Below are 19762 nucleotides of genomic sequence, written 5' to 3'. Positions count from 1 at the left end.
ACGGCTGGGCGAGCATTTCGGCTATCCCTACTGCCACCAGGGCGACATGCCGGATCCGAAATTCGCCATGGGCCACCAGTGCTCCGAGTTCTCGCCGCCGGCGCTGAACCTCGGCGCACATGTCGCCCCGCTCGGGATGAAGTTCTATACCGGCAACCAATTCCCGGCGGAGTACAGGAACAGCATCCTGATCGCCGAGCACGGCTCCTGGAACCGCCACAACTACCAGGGCGGCCGCATCATGCGCGTCACCGTCGACCCCGACGGCAAGAACGCCAAGCAGGAGGTCTTCGCCGAGGGCTGGATCACCGGCGAGCAGGACTATGCCGGGCGCCCCAACGACATCATCCTCGCCAAGGACGGCTCGATCCTGGTTGCCGATGACTGGGCCGGCGCCATTTACCGCATTTCGTACGCGAAGTAGCGCGGCGCGGTCGCCCGACACGCTGCAAGCGACCGTGCCGGTTCCTGGAACTATGGCAACTGTCGGAAAGTTGCCGGCAAATTGTTAAGTGAATGCCCCTGAAAGGTAGAGACCATGCCGAAAATGGTGGCGATGGCTGTCCCGCACGCCGGCGGCAACTTCGAGCGCGTTGAACGGGAGATACCGCAACCTGGACCGACCGAGCTCCTCATACGTGTTCATGCCTGTGGGGTTTGTCATAGCGACACCGTCACCGTCGAAGGCCTGATGCCGGGCATTCAGTATCCTCGTGTGCCGGGACATGAAGTGATCGGCACAGTTGAACAGGTTGGCACCGAGGTTCATGGCTGGGCTGTTGGGAGTCGTGTCGGCGTTGGCTGGTTCGGCGGCTCGTGTGGTCACTGCTCGCGTTGCCGCCGCGCCAATGCGTTTGCTTGTGAAAATGTGCATGCCGCGACGGGGGTAACCCGGGATGGCGGGTACGCGAGCCATATGGTCGCTGACGCGTCGGCGGCGGCCCATGTACCAGACGAACTGGACAGCATCGCTGCCGCGCCCCTCCTTTGCGCGGGCATCACGACATTCAATGCGCTCAGAAATTGTGGGGCGCGAGCTGGCGATATCGTGGCCATCCACGGAATCGGAGGTCTCGGTCATCTTGGCGTCCAATTTGCGAACCGACTGGGCTTTCGGACCATTGCCGTTAATCGTGGCCGTGAGAAAGAGCAGCTTGCTCGCTCTCTGGGCGCCCACGAGTACATCGACAGTGCATTAGAAGACGCGGCAGATGCTCTACAGAAGATGGGCGGTGCGGCAGCGATCATTGCAACCGTGACAAACGCTGAAGCGATGCAAGCGATTGCCGGCGGATTGGGACCGAATGGAACTCTGATGGCGATTGGCGTTGTCGGCGAGATTGCAGTCGACACGCTTGCACTCCTCAGCAAGCGCGCAGCGGTCAAAGGCTGGTACTCAGGAGTGGCGGTTGACTCGGAGGACACGCTGGCATTCAGCGTGCTGAACGACGTCAGCTCGATGAACGAAGTATTTCCGTTCGCCGACGCTCAAGCTGCGTACGACAGAATGAAAAGTGGAAAAGCGCGCTTCCGTGTCGTTTTGCAGATGTAAACCCGAGGGTCCTGGCACACCCGACAGACAATGCGGCGGAAATGTTGTCGTGCCCCGTCGCGATCGAAACCCGAGAGCCAACCCGTAGCGTCGCTGCAGGGGATGTCCCGGCCAATGTTGAGCATGGCGGGCGGCGCGGCCGAGAGTGACCCTATGCGGGGCGCGTCTGCTGTGCAATCGGCGTGATCGTCGCGGCCTTTGCTCGGTGAGCAGTGAGAGCGGCACGGAGCGCCGGAAGGTGCTGCTTCGCCTTCAGCCTGCGAAAGCCCCTGGCGGCTTCGAGCATCGCCGCGGCGGTCCAGCGCAGCGCCATGTCGGCGTCGCGCCAGCGCTTCACGTTGCGGCAGACCCGCCGCACCGAGCCCATGACGTTCTCGACGATGTTGGTGCAAGCCAGCGAGCGACGCAGCTCGCGCGGCAGCCGCAGCCGAACGACGGTGAGGATCTCGTCGAGCCCCTCCAGGATCGACGCCGCGGCGCCGGGTGCCCGGGGCTCGAGGGTGCGCGCCAGGTTGCGCAGCAGCCGCTCGGCCTTGGCCGCATCGTCCAGCTCCCAGGCCTGCCGCAGCGCCCGGCGGACCGGCGCCTGCAGTGCCTTGGGCAGCCGCTCGGCGATGTTGCGAGCCTTATGAACTTGGCAGCGCTGGATGGGGGTGTCCCGCCCGAAGGTCCGCCGGATGGCCTTGGTCAGCGCCTTGGCCCCATCGACGATGAACAGCCGGCAGACGCTCGGATCGAGCCCCCGACCGACCAGGTCGTCGAGCAGAGCCTGCACCACCACCGCGGTCTCGGTGGCGCCCTCCACCAGCCCGAGCGGGTGCTTCGCTCCCTCGCCATCGATGCCGATGGCAGCCAGCAGGACCAGGTCCTCGGTGACGTGGATGCCGTCGATCTGCACGGCCAAGAGGTCGAGCCCGGACAGGTCCTGCGCCATCCAGGCCGCCATCCGCTCCGCCGAGAGCGCCACGAACCGCCGCGAGGCCGCCGACTTCGACACCCCCGTGCCCGGGCCCGCCGGCACGTCGCCCTCGGGCAGGCGAACCGCCCGGCCGAACCGACGCGTGGCGACCCCGAGCAGCATCAGGTTCATCGCCCACCGCCCCAGCCAGTCCTCGCCAACCGCCCGCTCCCAGCTCGGCAGCACCACCTCCCGGCCACCGCGCTCGCGCACCCGCGGCCGCGCCACCGAGACCTTGCCGCCGTGGAAGCCGATCGGGCCGGCTGTCCGGCCCCAGCGCTGCGCCTGCCGCTCGCCACCCCGCCCGTGCCGCGGGCCGCACAGCGCCGCCGCATCGGCCTCCAACATCTCCCCGAGCGCCTCCAGCCCCGCCCTCAGGCACAGCCGCTCGAAGCTCTCCGTCGCCGCCTCAAGCGGTCGATCCGCAGGTGATGGCGGCACCCCGCCCGTCGATGTGCTATTCCTCGTCATGGCGTTGCTTGCCCCTCGTGGATTCGACACCCCGAGCCTACCGGCTCAGGGCGGGCAACGCCGCCTCCTCTTCCTCAACATCACCCGGGACATCCCCTCGCTGCAATGCGACATCAGGTAGAAACGGTCATTGCTGCCGCATGTCGCAGAGCCGCCATCAAGCTTGCCGCGCCTGAAGATCTGAGCGGCAGAAACTCTCGCCCTAGCTGGCGGCAAAGGCGCTTCACGGCGAGGGCAGCGTCATGGCTGACGCAGTCCACCGGGAAGACTATCACGTCGGCCCGGCTCACCAAGCCGGGCAGTAGAGAAGCGCCTTGCTCGGCATCGTGGTGCAGGAACGCGGCGGCGCCACAACGCTCTGCAGCGTGCCTCAACAATGCGGTCTGCCCTGAGCGGCCACCGACGTAGAGGACCGTGCCGAGAGCGGCCGGAGGCACAGCCACCTTCTCATCCACATGCGGGGTCAGCTCCTGCTCGACGATGGCGAGTTCGTGCACCGTGCTCTGCAACTTGTGTTGCAGCTCGGCCCGCGCTGCCCGCTCGGATTGCAGTGTTGTTTCAGCTTCCGTCAAGCGATGCTCGAGCGCTTCCCGACGCCGTACCTCCCGATCCAACTGACGCCGCAGCTCGGCAATCAGCATGTCAATCTCTGACCTGTCTGCGGCGCACGGCTGTGCGACAGACTGCAGCGACTGCTGTGCGACCACCTCCTGCAGGGTGCGAATCCGGGCGTCGCGCTCGGTCAGGTCGTCGCGCAGGCGGGCCTGTTGGCGCGCGACTGTCTCACGGAGCGCAGCAATCTCACGCTCCTGCATTGCGAGGCGTCGAATATCGGCGCGGTTAGCAGCGCCTACCAGGTGCGAGAGCATGTGAACTTCGCCGAAGATCTCCGAAATCAGTGGCTGGTCGGTCGCAGGATGAGTGAGAGCAGCCCAGTATGCGCCAGGAATATCGCCCGCTTCCAGCGCCTCACGCCACAACTGGCGAACGCCTTCTGCCTCGGTCGCGGCGTCGAACCGCCTCACGACGGCCCGGTGTCGCTCGTCCAGTGCCTTGTTGAGCAGTTTCCCTGCTTGATCGTGGCGACCCGCGAGACTGACAGCGAGACCATGCAGGGTGTGGTCTGTAGCATCGGGCGCATCTTGACCGAGCTTGCGTAGCAGGCGCCGAAGCTCGTTGGTCGAGAGGCAGGTACCGATGATGGAGCAGTGAAAGAGACTGGCGAGTTCCCAGATGTGCCGGCGACGCGACGGCTCGGGTCGGAGCCTGAGTGGCGTCGGCGTATCAATGATTGAGATCTGCATCTCACCCTTGGGCGCGGGCAAGCGAATCGCACACTCGCAATCTTCTGCCGGACGTCGAGGTAACCCCGCGGCAATGACTGCCTTCGTCCTGACCGGCCTGCCCATCGCTCGCCACTGCATGAGTGTCTCCGCCGATCCGCTGCGCTATACACGACTAATGATAGCGAAGAGAACGGATCAGGCTAGGCCCGACGAATGCAGGAAACACAATAGGTTGAAGTCCGACCGCCTATTCTATGCCGTCGGCGAACGGTCTGCCGCGCGCTGCGCTGCCGTCTCAACAGCTCGATAGCGCAGAATGAGGGTTCTCCCGGCCTCGGTGAGGGTGGCGCCACCCCCATTCCGGCCGCCCGGCGCCCGAGACACGACGGGCTGTCCAAGCGCGGCGTCCAGCTCCTCCACCAGCTTCCAAGCGCGTGGATAGGACATGCCGAGCGCGCGCGATGCGGCAGCGATCGAGCCAGTCTCTGCGATGTTCTCGAGCAGCGCGATCTTCCCCGGCCCAATCCTCCCCCCTGACGCGAGATCAAGGCGAATAGTTACGCGTGTGAGTGGAGCGGTCTTGCCTGATGCGGTTCTGGTCATGAAAGAAATGTAGGTTCTGCCGCCACCATCGTAGCACGCCTCGGTGCCGCACTCGACATACGCTCTGTCAGGCGCTATGAATCATTAGATATAACGAAGGAGGAACTCCCCATGGACCTCGCTACCTCCCATGGCCGCTTGAGCGCGGCCGCACGCAACTTCGTCGCTCGCCAACATCGCCTGCTGATCGATGGACAGTGGGTCGAAGCGCGATCAGGCAAAACCTTCGCGGTCTATGATCCATCGAATGGGCAGCAGATTGCGGCAGTTGCCGAGGGTGGGGCGGAGGATATTGACCTTGCGGTCGCCGCAGCGCGGCGCGCCTTCGAGGACGGTCCCTGGAGCCGCCTGAAGCCTACGGAGCGCGGCAAGTTGGTCTGGCGTCTCGGTGACGTACTGGAGGCGCATGCCGAGGAACTGGCCGAGCTGGAAGCACTCGACAACGGCAAGCCGATCCGTGATGCCCGCGCCGTCGACGTTCCTTTCGGCTGCGAGCTACTGCGTTACATGGGAGGCTGGTCCACCAAAATAACTGGCCAGCATATCCCGATTTCGGCGCCGGGAGACTGGCATGCCTATTCGATTCGCGAGCCGGTCGGCGTGGTGGGGCAGATCATCCCCTGGAATTTCCCACTGCTCATGGCGGTGTGGAAGATCGCCCCGGCGCTGGCCGCCGGTTGTACGATCGTCCTGAAACCCGCTGAGCAGACACCGCTCTCGGCCATCCGGCTTGGCGAGCTGATACAGGAAGCTGGTTTCCCGCCGGGTGTCGTGAACGTCGTCACCGGCGACGGTACGCCCGGTGCCGCGCTCGCCGCCCATCCGGACGTGGACAAGGTCGCCTTCACCGGCTCGACTGAGGTCGGCAAGCTGATCGTGCAGGCTGCGGCCGGTAACCTGAAGAAGGTCAGCCTCGAGCTCGGCGGGAAATCGCCGGCCATCGTGTTCCCGGACGCCGACCTCTCGGTCGCCATCCCTGGTGCGGCGAACGGCATCTTCTTCAATATGGGCCAGTGCTGTACGGCCGGCTCGCGGCTCTTAGTGCACGAGCGGGTGTTCGACCGCATGATGACGGGGCTATCGGATGAGGCAGCCAAGCTGAAGATCGGTCCCGGCCTTGACCCTGAGACGCGGATCGGGCCGCTGGTGTCCGAGGAGCAGTTCCAGCGCGTCACCGGGTTCCTCGAGAGCGGTCGTCAGCAGGGTGCCGAAGTGGTTACCGGTGGTAAGCGCCACGGCAACCAGGGCTATTTCGTCGAGCCCACCATCCTCACTCGCACAACGCCGGAGATGAAGGTGGTGCGCGAGGAGATTTTTGGCCCGGTGGTGTGTGCCATCCGTTATGGCGACGACGACCTCGACCGCATTGCCAAGCAGGGCAATGCGACGGAGTACGGCCTCGCCGCCTCGATCTGGACCCGTGACATCGGCGTCGCGCACAAGTTGGCGCGCAAGCTGAAGGCCGGCTCAGTCTGGATCAATGTGCACAACTTCAACGATGTCGCACTGCCGTTCGGCGGCTACAAGCAGTCCGGCTGGGGGCGCGAGATGGGTTACGAGGCCATCGAGCTCTACACCGAGACGAAGGCAGTCGCCGCCCTGCTGTAAGGCTTCAGTAGGCGGCGCTGCGGCTGGCAAACGTGCCGGCCGCAGCGCCAACTGGCAGCCGGAACCGTCTTCCTGGCCAGGAAAGTCGATGCACTGCTCGACGGCCGCGGTCTCCTTGATGCGACGACTCATGAGATGTGCGGCCTCCTGTTCGAAGCGCCAGCGAGGCGGACAGTCTACGGGTCTCACCATGCTTAGCGCTTAGCTGCGCGCCGACCGACGCGCGCTGCTCCTCGTCTCAGACACAGGTCAGGCCGCGCTCGCGTGGTACGGCCTGCTCGTCCATTCATTCCCGATCACCAAGCCCATCGGCCCTGATCCATTCCCTCAACTAGAGGAGCACGACATGAACGAGATCAATCGGAGTTCCCCAGTGCACCCGTTCCTCGACGGCAAGCCGAAACGGATGCTGATCGACGGCAAATGGCTGGAGGCGGCCTCCGGCAAGACTTTCGAGACGATCAACCCGGCAACTGGCGAGGTGCTCGCCAGGGTTGCGGAGGGTGACGCCGAGGACGTTGACCGCGCAGTCGAAGCGGCCCGGCGTGCCTTCAACGGTCCGTGGTCCAGGGCCAAGCCGTTTGAGCGGCAGAGCTTGCTGCTGAAGCTTGCCGACCTCGTGGAGAGGCATTTCGATGAGTTGGCGGCGCTGGATACGCTCGACATGGGGGCGCCAATCAGCCGCACCCGCGGCAGCCGCCTGCGTGCCTTGGGCATGCTACGCTATTACGCTGGGCAGGCGGTCTCCATTCATGGCGAGACGATCGAGAACTCGCTACCTGGTGAGTATGCCTCGTTCACCCTGAAGGAGCCGGTCGGGGTCGTTGGCGCGATCATTCCCTGGAACGGACCGCTGACCGCGACGATCTGGAAAATCGGCCCCGCCTTGGCGACGGGCTGCACCGTGGTGCTGAAGCCTGCGGAGGAGGCGCCACTCACCCCGCTCCGCCTTGCCGAACTCTGCCAGGAAGCCGGCGTGCCACCTGGCGTTGTGAACGTGGTGCCGGGTTATGGCGAGACCGCTGGTGCGGCTTTGGCAGCCCACCGTGGGGTGGATAAGGTTGCGTTCACCGGGTCGCATCTCACCGGTCAGAAGATCATTCAGGCGTCGGCGGGGAATCTGAAGCGCGTGTCGCTGGAGCTCGGCGGAAAGTCGCCCGACGTGGTCTTCGCTGATGCTGATCTCGATGCGGCGGTACCAGGGGCTGGAATGGCAGTTTTCGCCAACTCTGGGCAGATCTGCAGCGCCGGCACGCGCCTCTTTGTCGAGCGTAAGATTTATGAGGAGTTCGCCGCGCGCGTCGCCGCCTATGGCAAGTCGCTCCGCGTCGGCGACGGGCTTGATCCGAACACGCAAGTTGGGCCGCTGGTCTCCGCCGAACAGCTGGATCGAGTCACCGGCTACCTCGCCATCGGCCGTCAGGAGGGTGCACGTCCGCTATCAGGCGGTGAGCGACTCACCGAGGGTGACATGGCCAGAGGCTATTTTGTGCCGCCGACTGTGTTCGCTGACGTCCGGGACGACATGCGAATCGCCCAGGAGGAGATCTTCGGACCGGTCATCTCAGCAATCCCATTCGATGACATTGAGGAGGTCATCACCCGGGCTAATGCGACCAGCTTCGGCCTTGGCAGCGGACTGTGGACACGCGATGTGAGCAAGGCGCACAAGCTGGCCCGCGCAATACGTGCCGGCTCGGTTTGGATTAACTGCTACCAGGCCATGGACCCAGCCGTACCCTTTGGTGGATACAAGATGAGTGGCTATGGACGCGAGAGCGGCAAGCAGCATGTCGAAGAGTATCTGAACGTCAAGTCGGTCTGGATTCGGACTGACTGAACGCGCCAACGGTCCGAGGATGTCCCGGAGCTTCAGCCTGAGGCTCCGCGTCTCCCCTCCGCAGGATAGCATAGCGCCGTGAGGTTCGGCGGAAGGGAAACCCGGATCGAGGTTCTGCTGTGCGTATTCCTAGCGCGCGCACATGGGGGATCCGACAGATCCTCGCGCAGTGCCTCCTCTTCGGACCTGCCGTAAGAATTTCCTTCCGCTACTCCCCAAAGCCTAGGAGGGGGGCGCTGCAAGCCAAGCCAAGCCAAGCCAAGCCAAGCCGAGACGAAAGCCGATCAGCCGACGCAGGTTGCGTCCTGCCTCGGCTGGTGGCGCAGCACACGGCCTGGGCTCGGCTTACACTTACCTCGGTTGCGGCACAGCGATCGCCCGATAGGGCGGTGGTGTTTGCGCCTTGAACTGGGGCTCGAACAGGTACTTCAGCGGCACGTCGAGAACGTAGATCGTGTTGCCAACCTGAGCCAGCGAAACAGGCCCTTCCAAGCCGCCCCGAATCGTTTGGACGGTCGCGTTATCGTCTTGGATGGTGATCAGGTCGAGTGTTCCTTTGGTCTCGCCTTCGACCATGAGCAGCGTATTTGGCCCGGCCGCGCGGAGACCATCAGAATGATAGAGGGGTCTTGATGTGGCGAGCTTGGTCACCTTTCCGGCGCTACCATCTGACTGGCGGGAGACGCGGAACAGCCCATCTCCCTCGAACAGATTGACATAGACAGATCCATCGTCGAGCACTGCAATTCCATCGAGTTGCGGGCCCTTCGTGTTCCAGCGCTCATCGCGCGCCCAAACCTCAAGCGCGTTAGCGCCCGGTCGCAGTCGCAGGATGTATCCGGAAAGGGAATCGGTGACGAACGCTATGCCGTCGTTGGCCACGGCGATGTCGTTGCAGAGCGGCGCCTGACCCGCAATGGGAGAGGCGGGCAGTTGGAAGCTGGCCTTCAGCGTGCCAGTAGCCAGGTCGAACAGCTTGAGCGAGGTCGGTGTGTTGCCACTTGGCACCGTGATCCCGGCCCAGCTCATGTCGACAGAGCAGGCATACAGTGTGCTGGACCGCTCATCCGCCAGGATGCCCAGCACGGAGGACAGGCCGCCCGCGCCCGCGCTGAGCCATTCGCTGGCCTCCGTCGCACCCGGCTGCGCCCGGAAAACACGTCCTCCGGCCATGCTGCTGAAGTAAAGCGTTCCATCCCTTGTGGCCGTCATACTTTCGGGAAAGTCCGTGCGGCCTGGAACGACCACGTCTGCGGCGCGCGACCCTGAGGGCGCAGCCGCACCGAGCAGTGCGAAGGTGAGGATAGCCCCTAAACGACGGATGCGTCCGGCTTTACAGAACATTGGCTCTCCACTCCTCCTCTTGTCATGGACGTCGTTGCAACGCCTGGACCCGCACGCGATGTGTCAGACCGTCGTGCAGTCAGACCCTCCGCATCCACCGACACGGGTGAACCGAAATATTGTCGCGCAGCTACTGGAGCTGCGGAGTTGCCAGGAAGGCTATGATAGAGTGAATATAGCGGGAGTGGCGGTTCGTGCGCAATCAAGATCGGCGCGCGCATTCTCGGCACTCGCCTCGGCGTTGACCGGGCACATCATGGATGCTGCCTCGTCGCGTTTCGGCAGACGTTCATGAATGGCGCGCATCTCTCCGACTGCCATGAGGCGAGCCGGCCTTGATCCCGCTTCATCAGGATTGGAGCTGAGAGGGGCAAATCGCGTCGTGCGTCAGCCGGTCCGCTGCAGCCCACGGGCGTCGGCGATTGCCTGCCAGACCCGCTCCGGCGTCGCGGGCATATCGATGTGCGTCACGCCGAAGACGGAAAGTGCATCCACCAACGCATTCACCACCGCGGGCAAGGATCCTGCACAGCCCGCTTCTCCACAGCCCTTCACCCCGAGCGGGTTGGTACGAGCGGGCACCGGGTGGCTCTCAAAGCTGAAGTCCGGTAGATCGCCAGCGCGGGGCAGGCCGTAGTCCATGTAGGAGCCAGTCAGGGGCTGACCGGCCTCATCATAGTTCACCCGCTCCAACAGCGCCTGGCCAAAGCCCTGGGCGATGCCGCCATGTGCCTGGCCGGCGACGAGCATCGGGTTCACCAGTACGCCGAAATCATTGACCGTCGCGTAGCGCACCAGCTCCACAATGCCGGTCTCAGGGTCGACCTCCACCTCAGCAATATGGCAGCCATTCGGGAAAGCCGAAGGCACCCCTTTGAAGACGTGGCTTACATCCAGGGTACGCGGCAGATCGTCCGGCAGGTCCTCCGCGCTGCGCACCCAGCTTGCCAATTCCAGAATGCTCACGCCGATATCCGTGCCAACGACAGTGAAGCGGCCTTGGTGAAACTCCACGTCCGCCGTGTCTACCTCCAGTCGATGTGCTGCCAGACGTTTGCCGCGTTCGACAACCAAATCGCTTGCTTCCAGGATAGCGCCGCCGCTCTGCATCATCGAGCGCGACCCGCCAGTGCCGCCGCCTGCCAGCATCTCGTCGGAGTCACCCTGCAGCAGCCGGATGCGGTCGAACGGAATGCCAAGACGGCCTGCCAGCACTTGGGCGAAGGGCGAGGCATGGCCCTGCCCGTAATCCAGCGTGCCGGTGATGATGGTAACACTGCCATCCGGCTCGAAGCGGATGCCGCCCATCTCGTTGCCGGCATCGGCCGTGACCTCGAGATATTGCCCGACGCCACGCCCGCGAAGCCGGCCCTGGGCCTCGCTTTCCGCCCGACGTGCGGCATAGCCCGCCCAATCCGCCGCGCGCAGTGCCTTGGCCAGCACGGTCGGGAAATCACCATCGTCATAGACCATGCCGGACGGTGCACGATACGGCATCTGCCCGGGCCGGATATGGTTGCGACGGCGTAGTTCCAGGCTGTCGATCCCCATCTCACGGGCGGCAGTCTCGACCAGCCGCTCCATATAGTAGTTTCCCTCTGGCCTACCGGCGCCGCGATAGGCCCCAACTGGGGTGGTGTTGGAGAAGAGGCAGCGGGTCGAAACTTCGACCAGCGGTGTGGCGTAGACGCCGATGATGTTTTTTACCGTATTCAGTGTCGGCGGGATCACGGTGGCGTTGCTGAGCCAGGCGCCGAGATTTCCATAGCCTGTCACCCTGAGCGCGAGGAACCGCCCGTCCGCCGCCAGTGCCAGTTCGCAAGTCATTTCGTGGTCACGGCCATGGCTATCGGAGAGGAAGCTCTCGGTCCGCGCATCGGTCCACTTCACCGGCCGGCCGAGCACCCGCGCCGCGTGGAGGAGGCAGATATACTCAGGGTAGCAGGACGCTTTCATCCCGAAAGAGCCGCCAACATTGCCAGTGAGGACACGCACCTTCTCCACCGGCACGCCGAGCACGCTGGCAATCAGCGCCCGCTGACCAAAGACGCCTTGGCAACCGAGGCGCAGCACAAAGCGGCCGGTCGCAGCGTCGTACTCGCCGATGGCCGAGCGCGGTTCCATTGGACAGACCACGACGCGGTTGTTGCGGAGCGATAAGCGCGTGACATGTGCCGCGGCGGCGAAGGCCGCGGCAACCTTATCCGTATCGCCGTAATGGAAGTCGAGGCAGACATTCCCGGGAGCCGCCTCGTGCAACTGTGGGGCACCAGGCGCAGCGGCCTCACTGGCTGTTGTGACCGCCGGCAGCGCCTCGATCTCTGGAAGGATCGCCTCTGCCGCGTCCCTCGCCTCCGCCGCACTCGCCGCGACGATCATGGCGATCGGTTCCCCGACGTAGCGGACGCGGTCGGTGGCAAGCGGGCTCTGCGCTGGGCGCGGTGTGGAGGAGCCGTCGCGGTTCTTGCCCGTGGCGGCCGGCATCGTGCGGATAGCCGCTGCCGCCAGCTCCGCCGCAGTGACGATGGCGACGACGCCCGGCATGGAGCGCGCTTCAGCCAGGTCAAGCGGCCCCAACACGCCATGCGCGATGGGGCTGCGCAGCATCACGGCATGAAGCTGGTCGGGTAAGCTCAGGTCGTCGGTGTAGCGGCCCTCGCCACGCAGCAGCACCGGATCCTCCTTCCGGGCGACCGGCTGGCCGACAGCGAATTTGCCCTCAGAGAGGGAGGTAATGTCCAGCGGAAGGTCCATTGCTAAAGCCTCTGAGGCGAGTGATGCGGTCAGCGGAAGGTCAGACGGCCTTTGGTGGCAGGTCGAGGTTCACGCTGACATTCTTTCGCTGGGTGAAGCTGTCCAGCATGCCTTCCAAGGAGAATTCGCGGCCGATGCCACTCTGTTTGAAGCCGCCGTACGAATGGCCTGGAACTTGGCCACCAGCCTGGTTCACCTGCACCCAGCCGGCTTCCAATTGATGCGCGGTGCGCAACGCGATGCCTACATCACGCGTGAACACATAGGCGGCCAGGCCGTAATGACTGTCATTCGCCATCCGTAGCATCTCCGCTTCGTCGTCCCAGGGGATGGCGACCAGCACCGGGCCGAAGATTTCCTCTCGGGCCAGACGCCACTCGTTGGTAGCGTCGGCAAAGATGGTTGGCACGGCGAAGTAACCCTCGGACAGCGGTCCCTCGCTCGGCGGCAACCCACCAACGACGAGCCGCGCATCCTGCCGGCCGATGCCCTCCTTCACATAGCCGCAGACCCGGTCGAATTGCTTGCGGTTGATGATGGTGCCGATGTCGGTCGCCTCATCCAGCGGATTGCCAAGCGTCAGCGATGCGACCTTCGCCGCCAATCGTGCCAGCACGCTATCGAAGACACGGCGATGGAGGAAAAGGCGCGAGCCTGCGGTGCAGGACTGGCTCTGGCGGGTGAAGCGCATCGCGGCAATGATGCCGTCGATCACCCACTCCTCGGTCCCCACATCCGGATACACGATGCAAGGCGACTTGCCGCCGAGTTCAAGCGAGACAGGCACGATCCGTTCCGCCGCCCAGCTCATGATGAGCTTGCCGACGGCGGTGGATCCGGTGAACGACAGCTTGCGGATGGCCGGGTGCCGCGCGAGTGGTTCGCCCGCTTCCAGTCCTGTCCCGGTCAGCACATTCAGGACGCCCGGCGGCAGGTGGTCCTGGCAGATCGCGGCGAGCATCAGCACGCCGAGCGGCGCATCTTCTGCCGCCTTCAGCACAACCGTATTGCCTGCACAGAGGGCCGGTGCAATCTTCAATGCCGCCAGCAGCACCGGCGCATTCCAGGGAATGATGGCACCGACCACGCCGATTGGTTCGCGCCGCGTGTAGCTGAGGACGTGATCGCCGAGTGGAATGGTCTCGCCCTTCAGTTCGCTGGCCAAGCCACCGAAATAGCGAAAGATCTGTGACAGGCCCTGTGCTTCCGGTCGCGCCTGGGTACGCAGCGCATTGCCGGTCTCCATCGCCACCTGACGGGCGATCTCCTCCGCCCGTGCTTCCAGCACGTCGGCGATGCGCAACAGTGCGCGACCGCGCTCCCGCGGCAGTACCCTTGACCATGCGGGAAAGGCTGCCAGCGCCGCGGCAGCCGCGACCGCCACATCCTCCGCGCGGCCGCGCGGTACGGCGGCGATCGGCTGGCGGTTCGCCGGGTTCTCCACCAGGATTGTCTCGCCCGATGTCGCCAGCACCCAGGCGCCGTTCACCAGCATGGGGCGCGGTGCGAGGATTGCGGCGCCGCCAACTGCGTCCATGGTGCGGTTTCCTCTCTCGGGGTGTAAGCGGCCCGCCAAGTCAAGCGTGCGTTGACAAGCCGGCGCTCGATCTATTCGTTCATTAATAGCGCCTGATCATGCGGGCGCCAAGCCACGGGGGAACCGGGCTACGACGGCCTGCCCAAAGCTCGCGCGGCACATCGGCGGCGAAGGGCGCGTGCGTACCAGCCGACGAGAGCTGCATCCACACGCCCCAGCATGTTCGGGGAGCTGCCGCGGAGGCCAAACACCGCATCCGCACCGCTCGATGCAGTTTGATGGTTGCCCGGAACGCTTTCGTCGCCTGCTGGCACCGGGAGTGGATGGACGAGTGGTGGACATCTCCGTTATCCGGTGCTGAACACAACGTTTTCGGGATGTCTCCCATGCTCCTGCTTCAGCGCCGTACCTTGCTCACCGTCGCGACCGCCGCCCCGTTCCTGCGTGCCACCCCCGGCTATGCCCAGGAGGCCCTGACCGTCTTCGCCGCGGCCAGCCTGACCGACGCGCTGCGGGTGCTGGCGCAGGAATGGCAGGCCCGCGGCAACCCGGCACCGCGGCTCTCCTTCGCCGCCTCTTCGGCACTGGCGCGGCAGATGGAGCAGGGTGCGCCCGCCGACCTCTTCATGTCGGCCGACGAACCCTGGATGGATTACGTCCAACAGCGCGACCTGATCGTGAACGACACCCGCGTCAGCCCACTCGGCAACGCCCTGGTGCTGGTGGCGCCGGCGGATGCGGCACGGCCCGTGACCCTCGCGCGCGGCACGGACCTCGCCGCGCTGCTCGGACCACAGGGCCGGATCGCCACCGGTGACCCGGCGCATGTGCCGGTGGGCAAGTATGCCCAGGCGGCGCTGACCTGGATGGGGCAGTGGGATACGCTGTCGCCGCGGCTGGCACGGGCCGACAACGTCCGCTCTGCCCTGCTGCTGGTCGAGCGGGGCGAGGCGCCATACGGCATCGTCTACGCCACCGACGCGGCGGCCAGCCAGGGCGTCCGAGTGGTGGGCACCTTCCCGGCCGAGAGCCACCCGTCCATCACCTATCCCTTCGCACTCACCCGCCGCGCCGCCGGCAACGCCCAGGCGCGCGCCCTGCTCGCCTTCCTGGCGGGGCCGGAGGCCGCGCCGACCTGGCAGCGCTTCGGCTTTAGCCTGTCGCGCTAACACCGTCATGGCGTTGGAGTTGAGCCCGGAGGAGTGGCAGGCGGTCCGACTCAGCCTGAGCGTGGCGTCCCGCTCGGTCGTCGTCTCCCTGGTACCAGCCGTCGGCGTCGCACTGCTGCTCGCCCGAGGAAGGTTTCCCGGGCGCTCGCTGCTCGACGCACTGGTGCACCTGCCCTTGGTGGTGCCGCCGGTCGTGGTCGGTTGGATCCTGCTGATGCTGTTCGGCGTGCGCGGCCCGATTGGTGGGCCACTGCAAGACTGGTTTGGCATCCGGCTGGTCTTCACCACCGACGGCGCGGCGCTGGCCACCGCCGTCATGTCCTTCCCGCTGATTGTCCGCGCCGTGCGGCTGGGGCTGGAGGGGGTGGACCCTGGCCTCGAGGCGGCGGCGCGCACCCTCGGCGCCGGGCCGTTCGACCGCTTTCTCACCGTCACCCTGCCGCTAATGTCGCCCGGCATCCTGGCCGGCGCGGTCACCGCCTTCGCCGCCGGCCTCGGCGAGTTCGGCGCCGTCATCACCTTCGCTTCCAACATCCCTGGTGAGACGCAGACCCTGCCGCTGGCGATCTACAGCGCCACCCAGACGCCGGGGGGCGAAGCGATGGCGGCGCGGCTCGCCGGCATCTCCTTCGCGCTGGCCATCGGCGGGCTCCTCCTGGCGGAACTGATTGCGCGGCGGATGCAGATGCTGCTGGGTCGCGGTTGATGCTGGAGGTCGCACTGCGGCACCGCTTCGGCCACGATGGCTTCGCGCTCGACCTTGCCTTCACCGCACTGGGCGTCGGGGTGACCGCGCTTTTCGGGCCCTCCGGCTGCGGCAAGAGCACCATCCTCGCCGTCGTCGCCGGCCTGCTGCGGCCGGGCGAGGGCCGGGTGGTCCTGGACGGGACGGCGCTGATCGACACCGGCCGGGGTGTCGTGGTGCCGCCGGAGCGGCGGCGCTGCGCCGTGGTGTTCCAGGATGCCCGCTTGTTCCCGCACCTGAGCGTCGAGACCAACCTCCGCTACGGCCTGCGGCGCGCGCCGCCGGGCGCCGTGGGACCGGGCTTCGAGGAAGTGGTCGCGCTGCTGGGCATCGGCCATCTGCTCGGGCGCCGGCCGGCCCGGCTCTCGGGTGGCGAGCGGCAGCGAGTGGCGCTCGGCCGCGCCCTGCTGGCCCGGCCGCGGCTGCTGCTGATGGACGAACCGCTGGCGGCGCTGGATGCTGACCGCCGCGGCGAGGTGCTGCCATTCCTGGCGCAACTGCGCGCGACGGCCCGCCTGCCGATCCTCTACGTGACCCACGCACTGGAGGAGGTCGACGCCCTGGCCGACCATCTGGTGTTGCTGGAGAGCGGTCGCCTGGTCGCGGAGGGGGCGGTCGAGGACCTCTCCCTATGGACCGACCTGCCACTGGCGGCCCGCCGTGACGCGGGTGCGGTCCTGCCTTGCACCGTCGTCGGCCATGACCCTTCCCGAGGCCTCACCCGGCTTGCCTTTGCCGGTGGCGAGTTGACCCTGCCGCTGCGGGAGGAGCCGCCGGGCACTCGCGCGCGGGTCCGGCTGCGAGCCCGCGATGTCGCGGTCGCCACCGAGATGCCGCGTGGCTTATCCACCCAGAACCTTCTGCCTGCGGTGCTCACGGCAATTGGCGAGGCGCCCTCGCCGCACGAGGCATTCCTGCGGCTGCAGATCGGACCCTCTCTGCTGCTCTCGCGCGTGACGCGGGACAGCATCCAGCGGCTTGCCCTCAAGCCCGGCATGCCGGTCTGGGCTGTCCTGAAGGCCGTAACCTTTGACCGCGCCGGGGCCGCCGCGTCGCGTCACGATACTGCCGCGTCGAGCCCTGACCAGGACGCCGATCGCTTCTCGGAGACCGCAGCATGAACCACCCTCCATTGGCGGGCGGCGATCCCATTGCGCGCCGCACCGCACTGCGAGCAGGCGCCGCCTTGGCGCTGTCCGCCGTGCTGCCACGTCCCGGTCGAGCGCAATCGGCAACGCGCGCGGTGGTGGACGCGGCCGGGCGCCACGTGACGATCCCATCGCCGCCGAGGCGCGTGTTTCCGGCAGGGCCGGGTGCGGCGGTCCTCGTCGCCGTTTTGGCGCCGGACCGCCTCGCCGGCTGGACCGGTACCCTGCCGGCCGTGGCGCGAGCAGTCCTGCCGGGCAGCCTGGTGGACAAACCGGTGCTCGGGCGCCTCACCGCCACGCCGCCTACCGCGGATGCCGCGCGGGTGCGGGACAGCGGCGCCGACCTGGTCCTCGACATGGGTACGGTGAACGACGCCTATGCCGCGATCGCGGAGAGCATTCAGGGCGGGAGCGGCGTGCCGGCGATCCTGCTCGACGGCGCGCTCGCACGTACCCCAGCGCTGCTGCGGCAGGCCGGGACGCTGCTCGGCACCGCAGCACGCGGGGAGGCGCTCGCGGTCCAAGCCGAAGGGTTGCTCGCCGACACACGGTCCCGCATCGCCGGCTGGCAGCCACCGCGTCTCTGGTACGGCCGGGGCGAGCGTGCACTGCAGGCCGCCTCACCGGCATCGATCGGCACCGAGGTGCCGGTCCTGCTCGGCTGCACCCTGCCGACGCCGGCCGCAGGCGATCCAGCCGGCACGTCAGTCACGCTGGTGGAAGCCTTTGCGCCTGAGGTGGTGCTCGTCGAGCGGGCCTCGCTGGCGGAAGCGCTGCGGACGGATCCCCTCTGGGCCGCGACGCCCGCTGGCCGAGCCGGCCGCATCCTGGTGGCGCCAAGCGGGCCCTTCGGCTGGGTTGACGGGCCGCCCTCGATCCAGCGGCTACTCGGGCTGCGATGGCTGCTGTCGGCAGTCCGACCCGATCTGTTGCCACCTGCCGCCATGCGGGCCGAGGCTGCGGGCCTGCTCGGGTCCTTCTTCGGCATCGCTGCCGATGATGGGCTCCTCGATCGCATGCTCGGGGCATGATGCAACGGACAGTGGCAATGGTAGAATAGCAGATCATGAAGCCAGCAACGCGGAAGACCGGACCGACCATCGGCGCCCTCAGCCTGCGCATCGATCTCGCGCACGGGCGCATTGGGCCCGGCAAGATCGATTTGCTGGAGGCGATCGACCGGGAGGGGTCGATTTCCGCCGCCGGCCGAGCACTCGGCATGAGCTACAAGCGGGCCTGGGACCTGGTTGACGCACTGAACCAGATCCTCGGCACGCTGGTCGTAGCGACCAGCCCGGGCGGGTACCGCGGTGGCGGGGCCGTGCTGACCGATGCCGGCCGCAACCTGGTTGCCGATTACCGCGCCATCGAGCGCGCCGCCCAGCGCGCGGCGGAGCCGCGCCTCACGGCACTGGCCCGACGCGTCCGCGCCTGACCTTCCAGGAAGGTCCTACTCCCACGCGAGTGCATCGCTGATCCAGGCCAGGAAGGCCTGCGTGGCGGGCGAAGGCGCGCCCGGCGGCCGGCACCACGGCGAGCCCGTTGGGGAAGGGCAGGAAGCCGCATGGCGCAACCAGCCGCCCGGCAGCCAAGTCGTCGCGCACCATGCGACGCTCCAGCAGCGCCAGCCTCGAAGGCGCGCAGGGCCGAGAGCGGCGGCAGACGATGGGGCAGGGTGGGTCCCTTCGTGAGTCCGGCTGACCGAACCTGGAGCAGAACTCACTGGCTTGCCAGGCCTGTCAAGGGTAGCAGCCCCGGGCGAAGGCGCCCGTTCGTGCGCCGGCCTCACGCAGGAGCCCAAAATGCCGCGTATCGAGACCGTCGAGGACCTTGAGGCGCTGTACGGACCGGTGGGCGAGGCTTCCACGGCAAAGGTGGCCGACCGGGTGACGCCGGAGTACCGCGCCATGATTGAGGCCGCACCTTTCGCGGCCCTCGCCACGGTGGGACCGGAGGGCCTCGACTGCTCGCCACGCGGCGACCTCGCCGGGTTCGTGCGGGTGCAGGACGAGCACACGCTGCTGCTGCCCGACCGGCGCGGCAACAACCGCGTGGACAGCCTACGCAACATCATCCGTGACCCGCGCGTCGCGCTGATGTTCCTGATCCCGGGCTGGGGCAACGCGCTGCGGGTGAATGGCCGCGCCTACCTGGAGACGGATCCCGAACTGCTCGGCAGCTTCGCGGTGGAGGGCAAGGCGCCGCGCTGCGTCATGGTGATCGCGGTCGGCGAGGTCTACTTCCAGTGCGCCCGGGCGGTGATCCGGGCCGGCTTATGGGATCCCTCACGGCAGGTCGCGCCCGGCGCGCTGCCTACCCCGGGGCGCATCCTGGCTGCGATGAGCGAGCACCGGGTCGGCGGCGAGGCGTACGACCGCGACTGGGCTGGTCGGGCGGCTGCAACCATGTGGTAAGGACGCTTTGGAGTTTCAGGCCGGAACGGGCACCGTGGCCTCCTCCCAGGCGAGCACGGCCGATGGGTTCAACGACGGGATGATGCCCGGCCCGCCGACGAAAGCGTTCCATGCCGGCTAAACGTCGGTGCGCACGCCAACGAAAAACGACGTGCCGCGGAGCGCGGCTTCGGTAACTTCGGCGCACAGTCTGGCCCCCTCCGTCTCCTCCCTGCCGAGGCGGTTGATGATGACCGGAACGCCGCCGCGGTGCAGCTCTCGCAGCGTGTCATGCCCAACTTGGACACCGCCTTCCGGAAAGCCGTTTCGGGTCAGCAGCTTACAGGGCCGCTG

17 protein-coding genes are annotated in these 19762 nt (G+C 66.6%); 10 read left to right on the top strand and 7 right to left on the bottom strand.

Translation table 11 applies throughout. The features are described from left to right. Both Q7A36_RS33440 and Q7A36_RS33435 read left to right on the top strand, forming a co-directional pair. The coding region (locus Q7A36_RS33440; protein ID WP_305108139.1) for a PQQ-dependent sugar dehydrogenase at positions 1 to 424 on the top strand (424 nt) is incomplete at its 5' end. A gap of 114 nt (positions 425 to 538) precedes the next feature. Continuing rightward, on the top strand, positions 539 to 1552 hold the full coding sequence (locus tag Q7A36_RS33435) for an alcohol dehydrogenase catalytic domain-containing protein (protein WP_305108138.1): 1014 nt from the start codon (positions 539 to 541) through the stop codon (positions 1550 to 1552). Between the two features lie 151 nt (positions 1553 to 1703). Here Q7A36_RS33435 and Q7A36_RS33430 read toward each other — a convergent pair whose 3' ends face one another. The 3 genes from Q7A36_RS33430 to Q7A36_RS33420 all read right to left on the bottom strand — a co-directional run bounded on the left by Q7A36_RS33430 (position 1704) and on the right by Q7A36_RS33420 (position 4870). After that, positions 1704 to 2981, bottom strand: a complete 1278-nt coding sequence (locus tag Q7A36_RS33430) for an IS256 family transposase (protein ID WP_305108137.1) — start codon at positions 2979 to 2981, stop codon at positions 1704 to 1706. A gap of 113 nt (positions 2982 to 3094) precedes the next feature. Next, a complete protein-coding gene (locus Q7A36_RS33425; protein WP_305108136.1) occupies positions 3095 to 4285 on the bottom strand; it encodes a DUF2325 domain-containing protein in 1191 nt (396 codons plus the stop codon). 234 nt (positions 4286 to 4519) lie between these two features. Beyond that, positions 4520 to 4870, bottom strand: coding sequence for a winged helix-turn-helix domain-containing protein (locus Q7A36_RS33420; protein ID WP_305108135.1), 351 nt, complete (start codon positions 4868 to 4870; stop codon positions 4520 to 4522). Positions 4871 to 4981: 111 nt separating this feature from the next. Here Q7A36_RS33420 and Q7A36_RS33415 point away from each other — a divergent pair, with 111 nt between their 5' ends. Then, positions 4982 to 6478: an aldehyde dehydrogenase family protein gene (locus Q7A36_RS33415; RefSeq protein WP_305108134.1), complete on the top strand. Its 1497-nt coding sequence runs from the start codon at positions 4982 to 4984 to the stop codon at positions 6476 to 6478. Positions 6479 to 6824: 346 nt separating this feature from the next. Then, on the top strand, positions 6825 to 8318 hold the full coding sequence (locus Q7A36_RS33410) for an aldehyde dehydrogenase family protein (RefSeq protein ID WP_305108133.1): 1494 nt from the start codon (positions 6825 to 6827) through the stop codon (positions 8316 to 8318). 351 nt (positions 8319 to 8669) lie between these two features. Here Q7A36_RS33410 and Q7A36_RS33405 read toward each other — a convergent pair whose 3' ends face one another. The 3 genes from Q7A36_RS33405 to Q7A36_RS33395 form a co-directional block, all read right to left on the bottom strand. After that, positions 8670 to 9662 (bottom strand): SMP-30/gluconolactonase/LRE family protein, encoded by a 993-nt coding sequence (locus Q7A36_RS33405; RefSeq protein WP_305108132.1) that lies wholly within the window; start codon positions 9660 to 9662, stop codon positions 8670 to 8672. Between the two features lie 387 nt (positions 9663 to 10049). Next, a complete protein-coding gene (locus tag Q7A36_RS33400) occupies positions 10050 to 12416 on the bottom strand; it encodes a xanthine dehydrogenase family protein molybdopterin-binding subunit (protein ID WP_305108131.1) in 2367 nt (788 codons plus the stop codon). Positions 12417 to 12456: 40 nt separating this feature from the next. Further along, positions 12457 to 13953 (bottom strand): aldehyde dehydrogenase family protein, encoded by a 1497-nt coding sequence (locus Q7A36_RS33395; RefSeq protein ID WP_305108130.1) that lies wholly within the window; start codon positions 13951 to 13953, stop codon positions 12457 to 12459. A gap of 386 nt (positions 13954 to 14339) precedes the next feature. On the opposite strand from Q7A36_RS33395, the gene modA reads away from it, so the two are divergent. The 6 genes from modA to Q7A36_RS33365 all read left to right on the top strand — a co-directional run bounded on the left by modA (position 14340) and on the right by Q7A36_RS33365 (position 19429). Then, positions 14340 to 15122: a molybdate ABC transporter substrate-binding protein gene (gene modA / locus Q7A36_RS33390; RefSeq protein ID WP_305108129.1), complete on the top strand. Its 783-nt coding sequence runs from the start codon at positions 14340 to 14342 to the stop codon at positions 15120 to 15122. Positions 15123 to 15129: 7 nt separating this feature from the next. Beyond that, positions 15130 to 15828 carry a molybdate ABC transporter permease subunit gene (gene modB / locus Q7A36_RS33385; protein WP_305108128.1) on the top strand — a complete coding sequence of 233 codons (699 nt, stop codon included), beginning with the start codon at positions 15130 to 15132 and terminating at the stop codon, positions 15826 to 15828. Next, complete coding sequence (gene modC, locus Q7A36_RS33380; protein WP_305108127.1) at positions 15828 to 16988, top strand: molybdenum ABC transporter ATP-binding protein; 1161 nt, start codon at positions 15828 to 15830, stop codon at positions 16986 to 16988. Before modB ends, modC begins: the two co-directional genes overlap by 1 nt. An 11-nt stretch (positions 16989 to 16999) precedes the next feature. Continuing rightward, on the top strand, positions 17000 to 18046 hold the full coding sequence (locus Q7A36_RS33375; protein ID WP_305108126.1) for a TroA family protein: 1047 nt from the start codon (positions 17000 to 17002) through the stop codon (positions 18044 to 18046). Positions 18047 to 18081: 35 nt separating this feature from the next. Further along, positions 18082 to 18450: a winged helix-turn-helix domain-containing protein gene (locus tag Q7A36_RS33370; protein ID WP_305108125.1), complete on the top strand. Its 369-nt coding sequence runs from the start codon at positions 18082 to 18084 to the stop codon at positions 18448 to 18450. Positions 18451 to 18817: 367 nt separating this feature from the next. Then, positions 18818 to 19429, top strand: coding sequence for a pyridoxamine 5'-phosphate oxidase family protein (locus tag Q7A36_RS33365; RefSeq protein ID WP_305108124.1), 612 nt, complete (start codon positions 18818 to 18820; stop codon positions 19427 to 19429). Between the two features lie 117 nt (positions 19430 to 19546). On the opposite strand, the gene Q7A36_RS33360 is transcribed toward Q7A36_RS33365, so the two are convergent. Continuing rightward, positions 19547 to 19762 (bottom strand): hypothetical protein (locus Q7A36_RS33360; RefSeq protein ID WP_305108123.1); only part of this gene is annotated, 216 nt, incomplete at its 5' end.

This window comes from Paracraurococcus lichenis, assembly GCF_030657435.1.
GTDB classification, from domain to species: Bacteria; Pseudomonadota; Alphaproteobacteria; order Acetobacterales; family Acetobacteraceae; genus Paracraurococcus; species Paracraurococcus lichenis.
The sequence above is the reverse complement of the archived record's forward strand: the minus strand, read 5'-3'. Positions and strand labels throughout refer to the sequence as shown.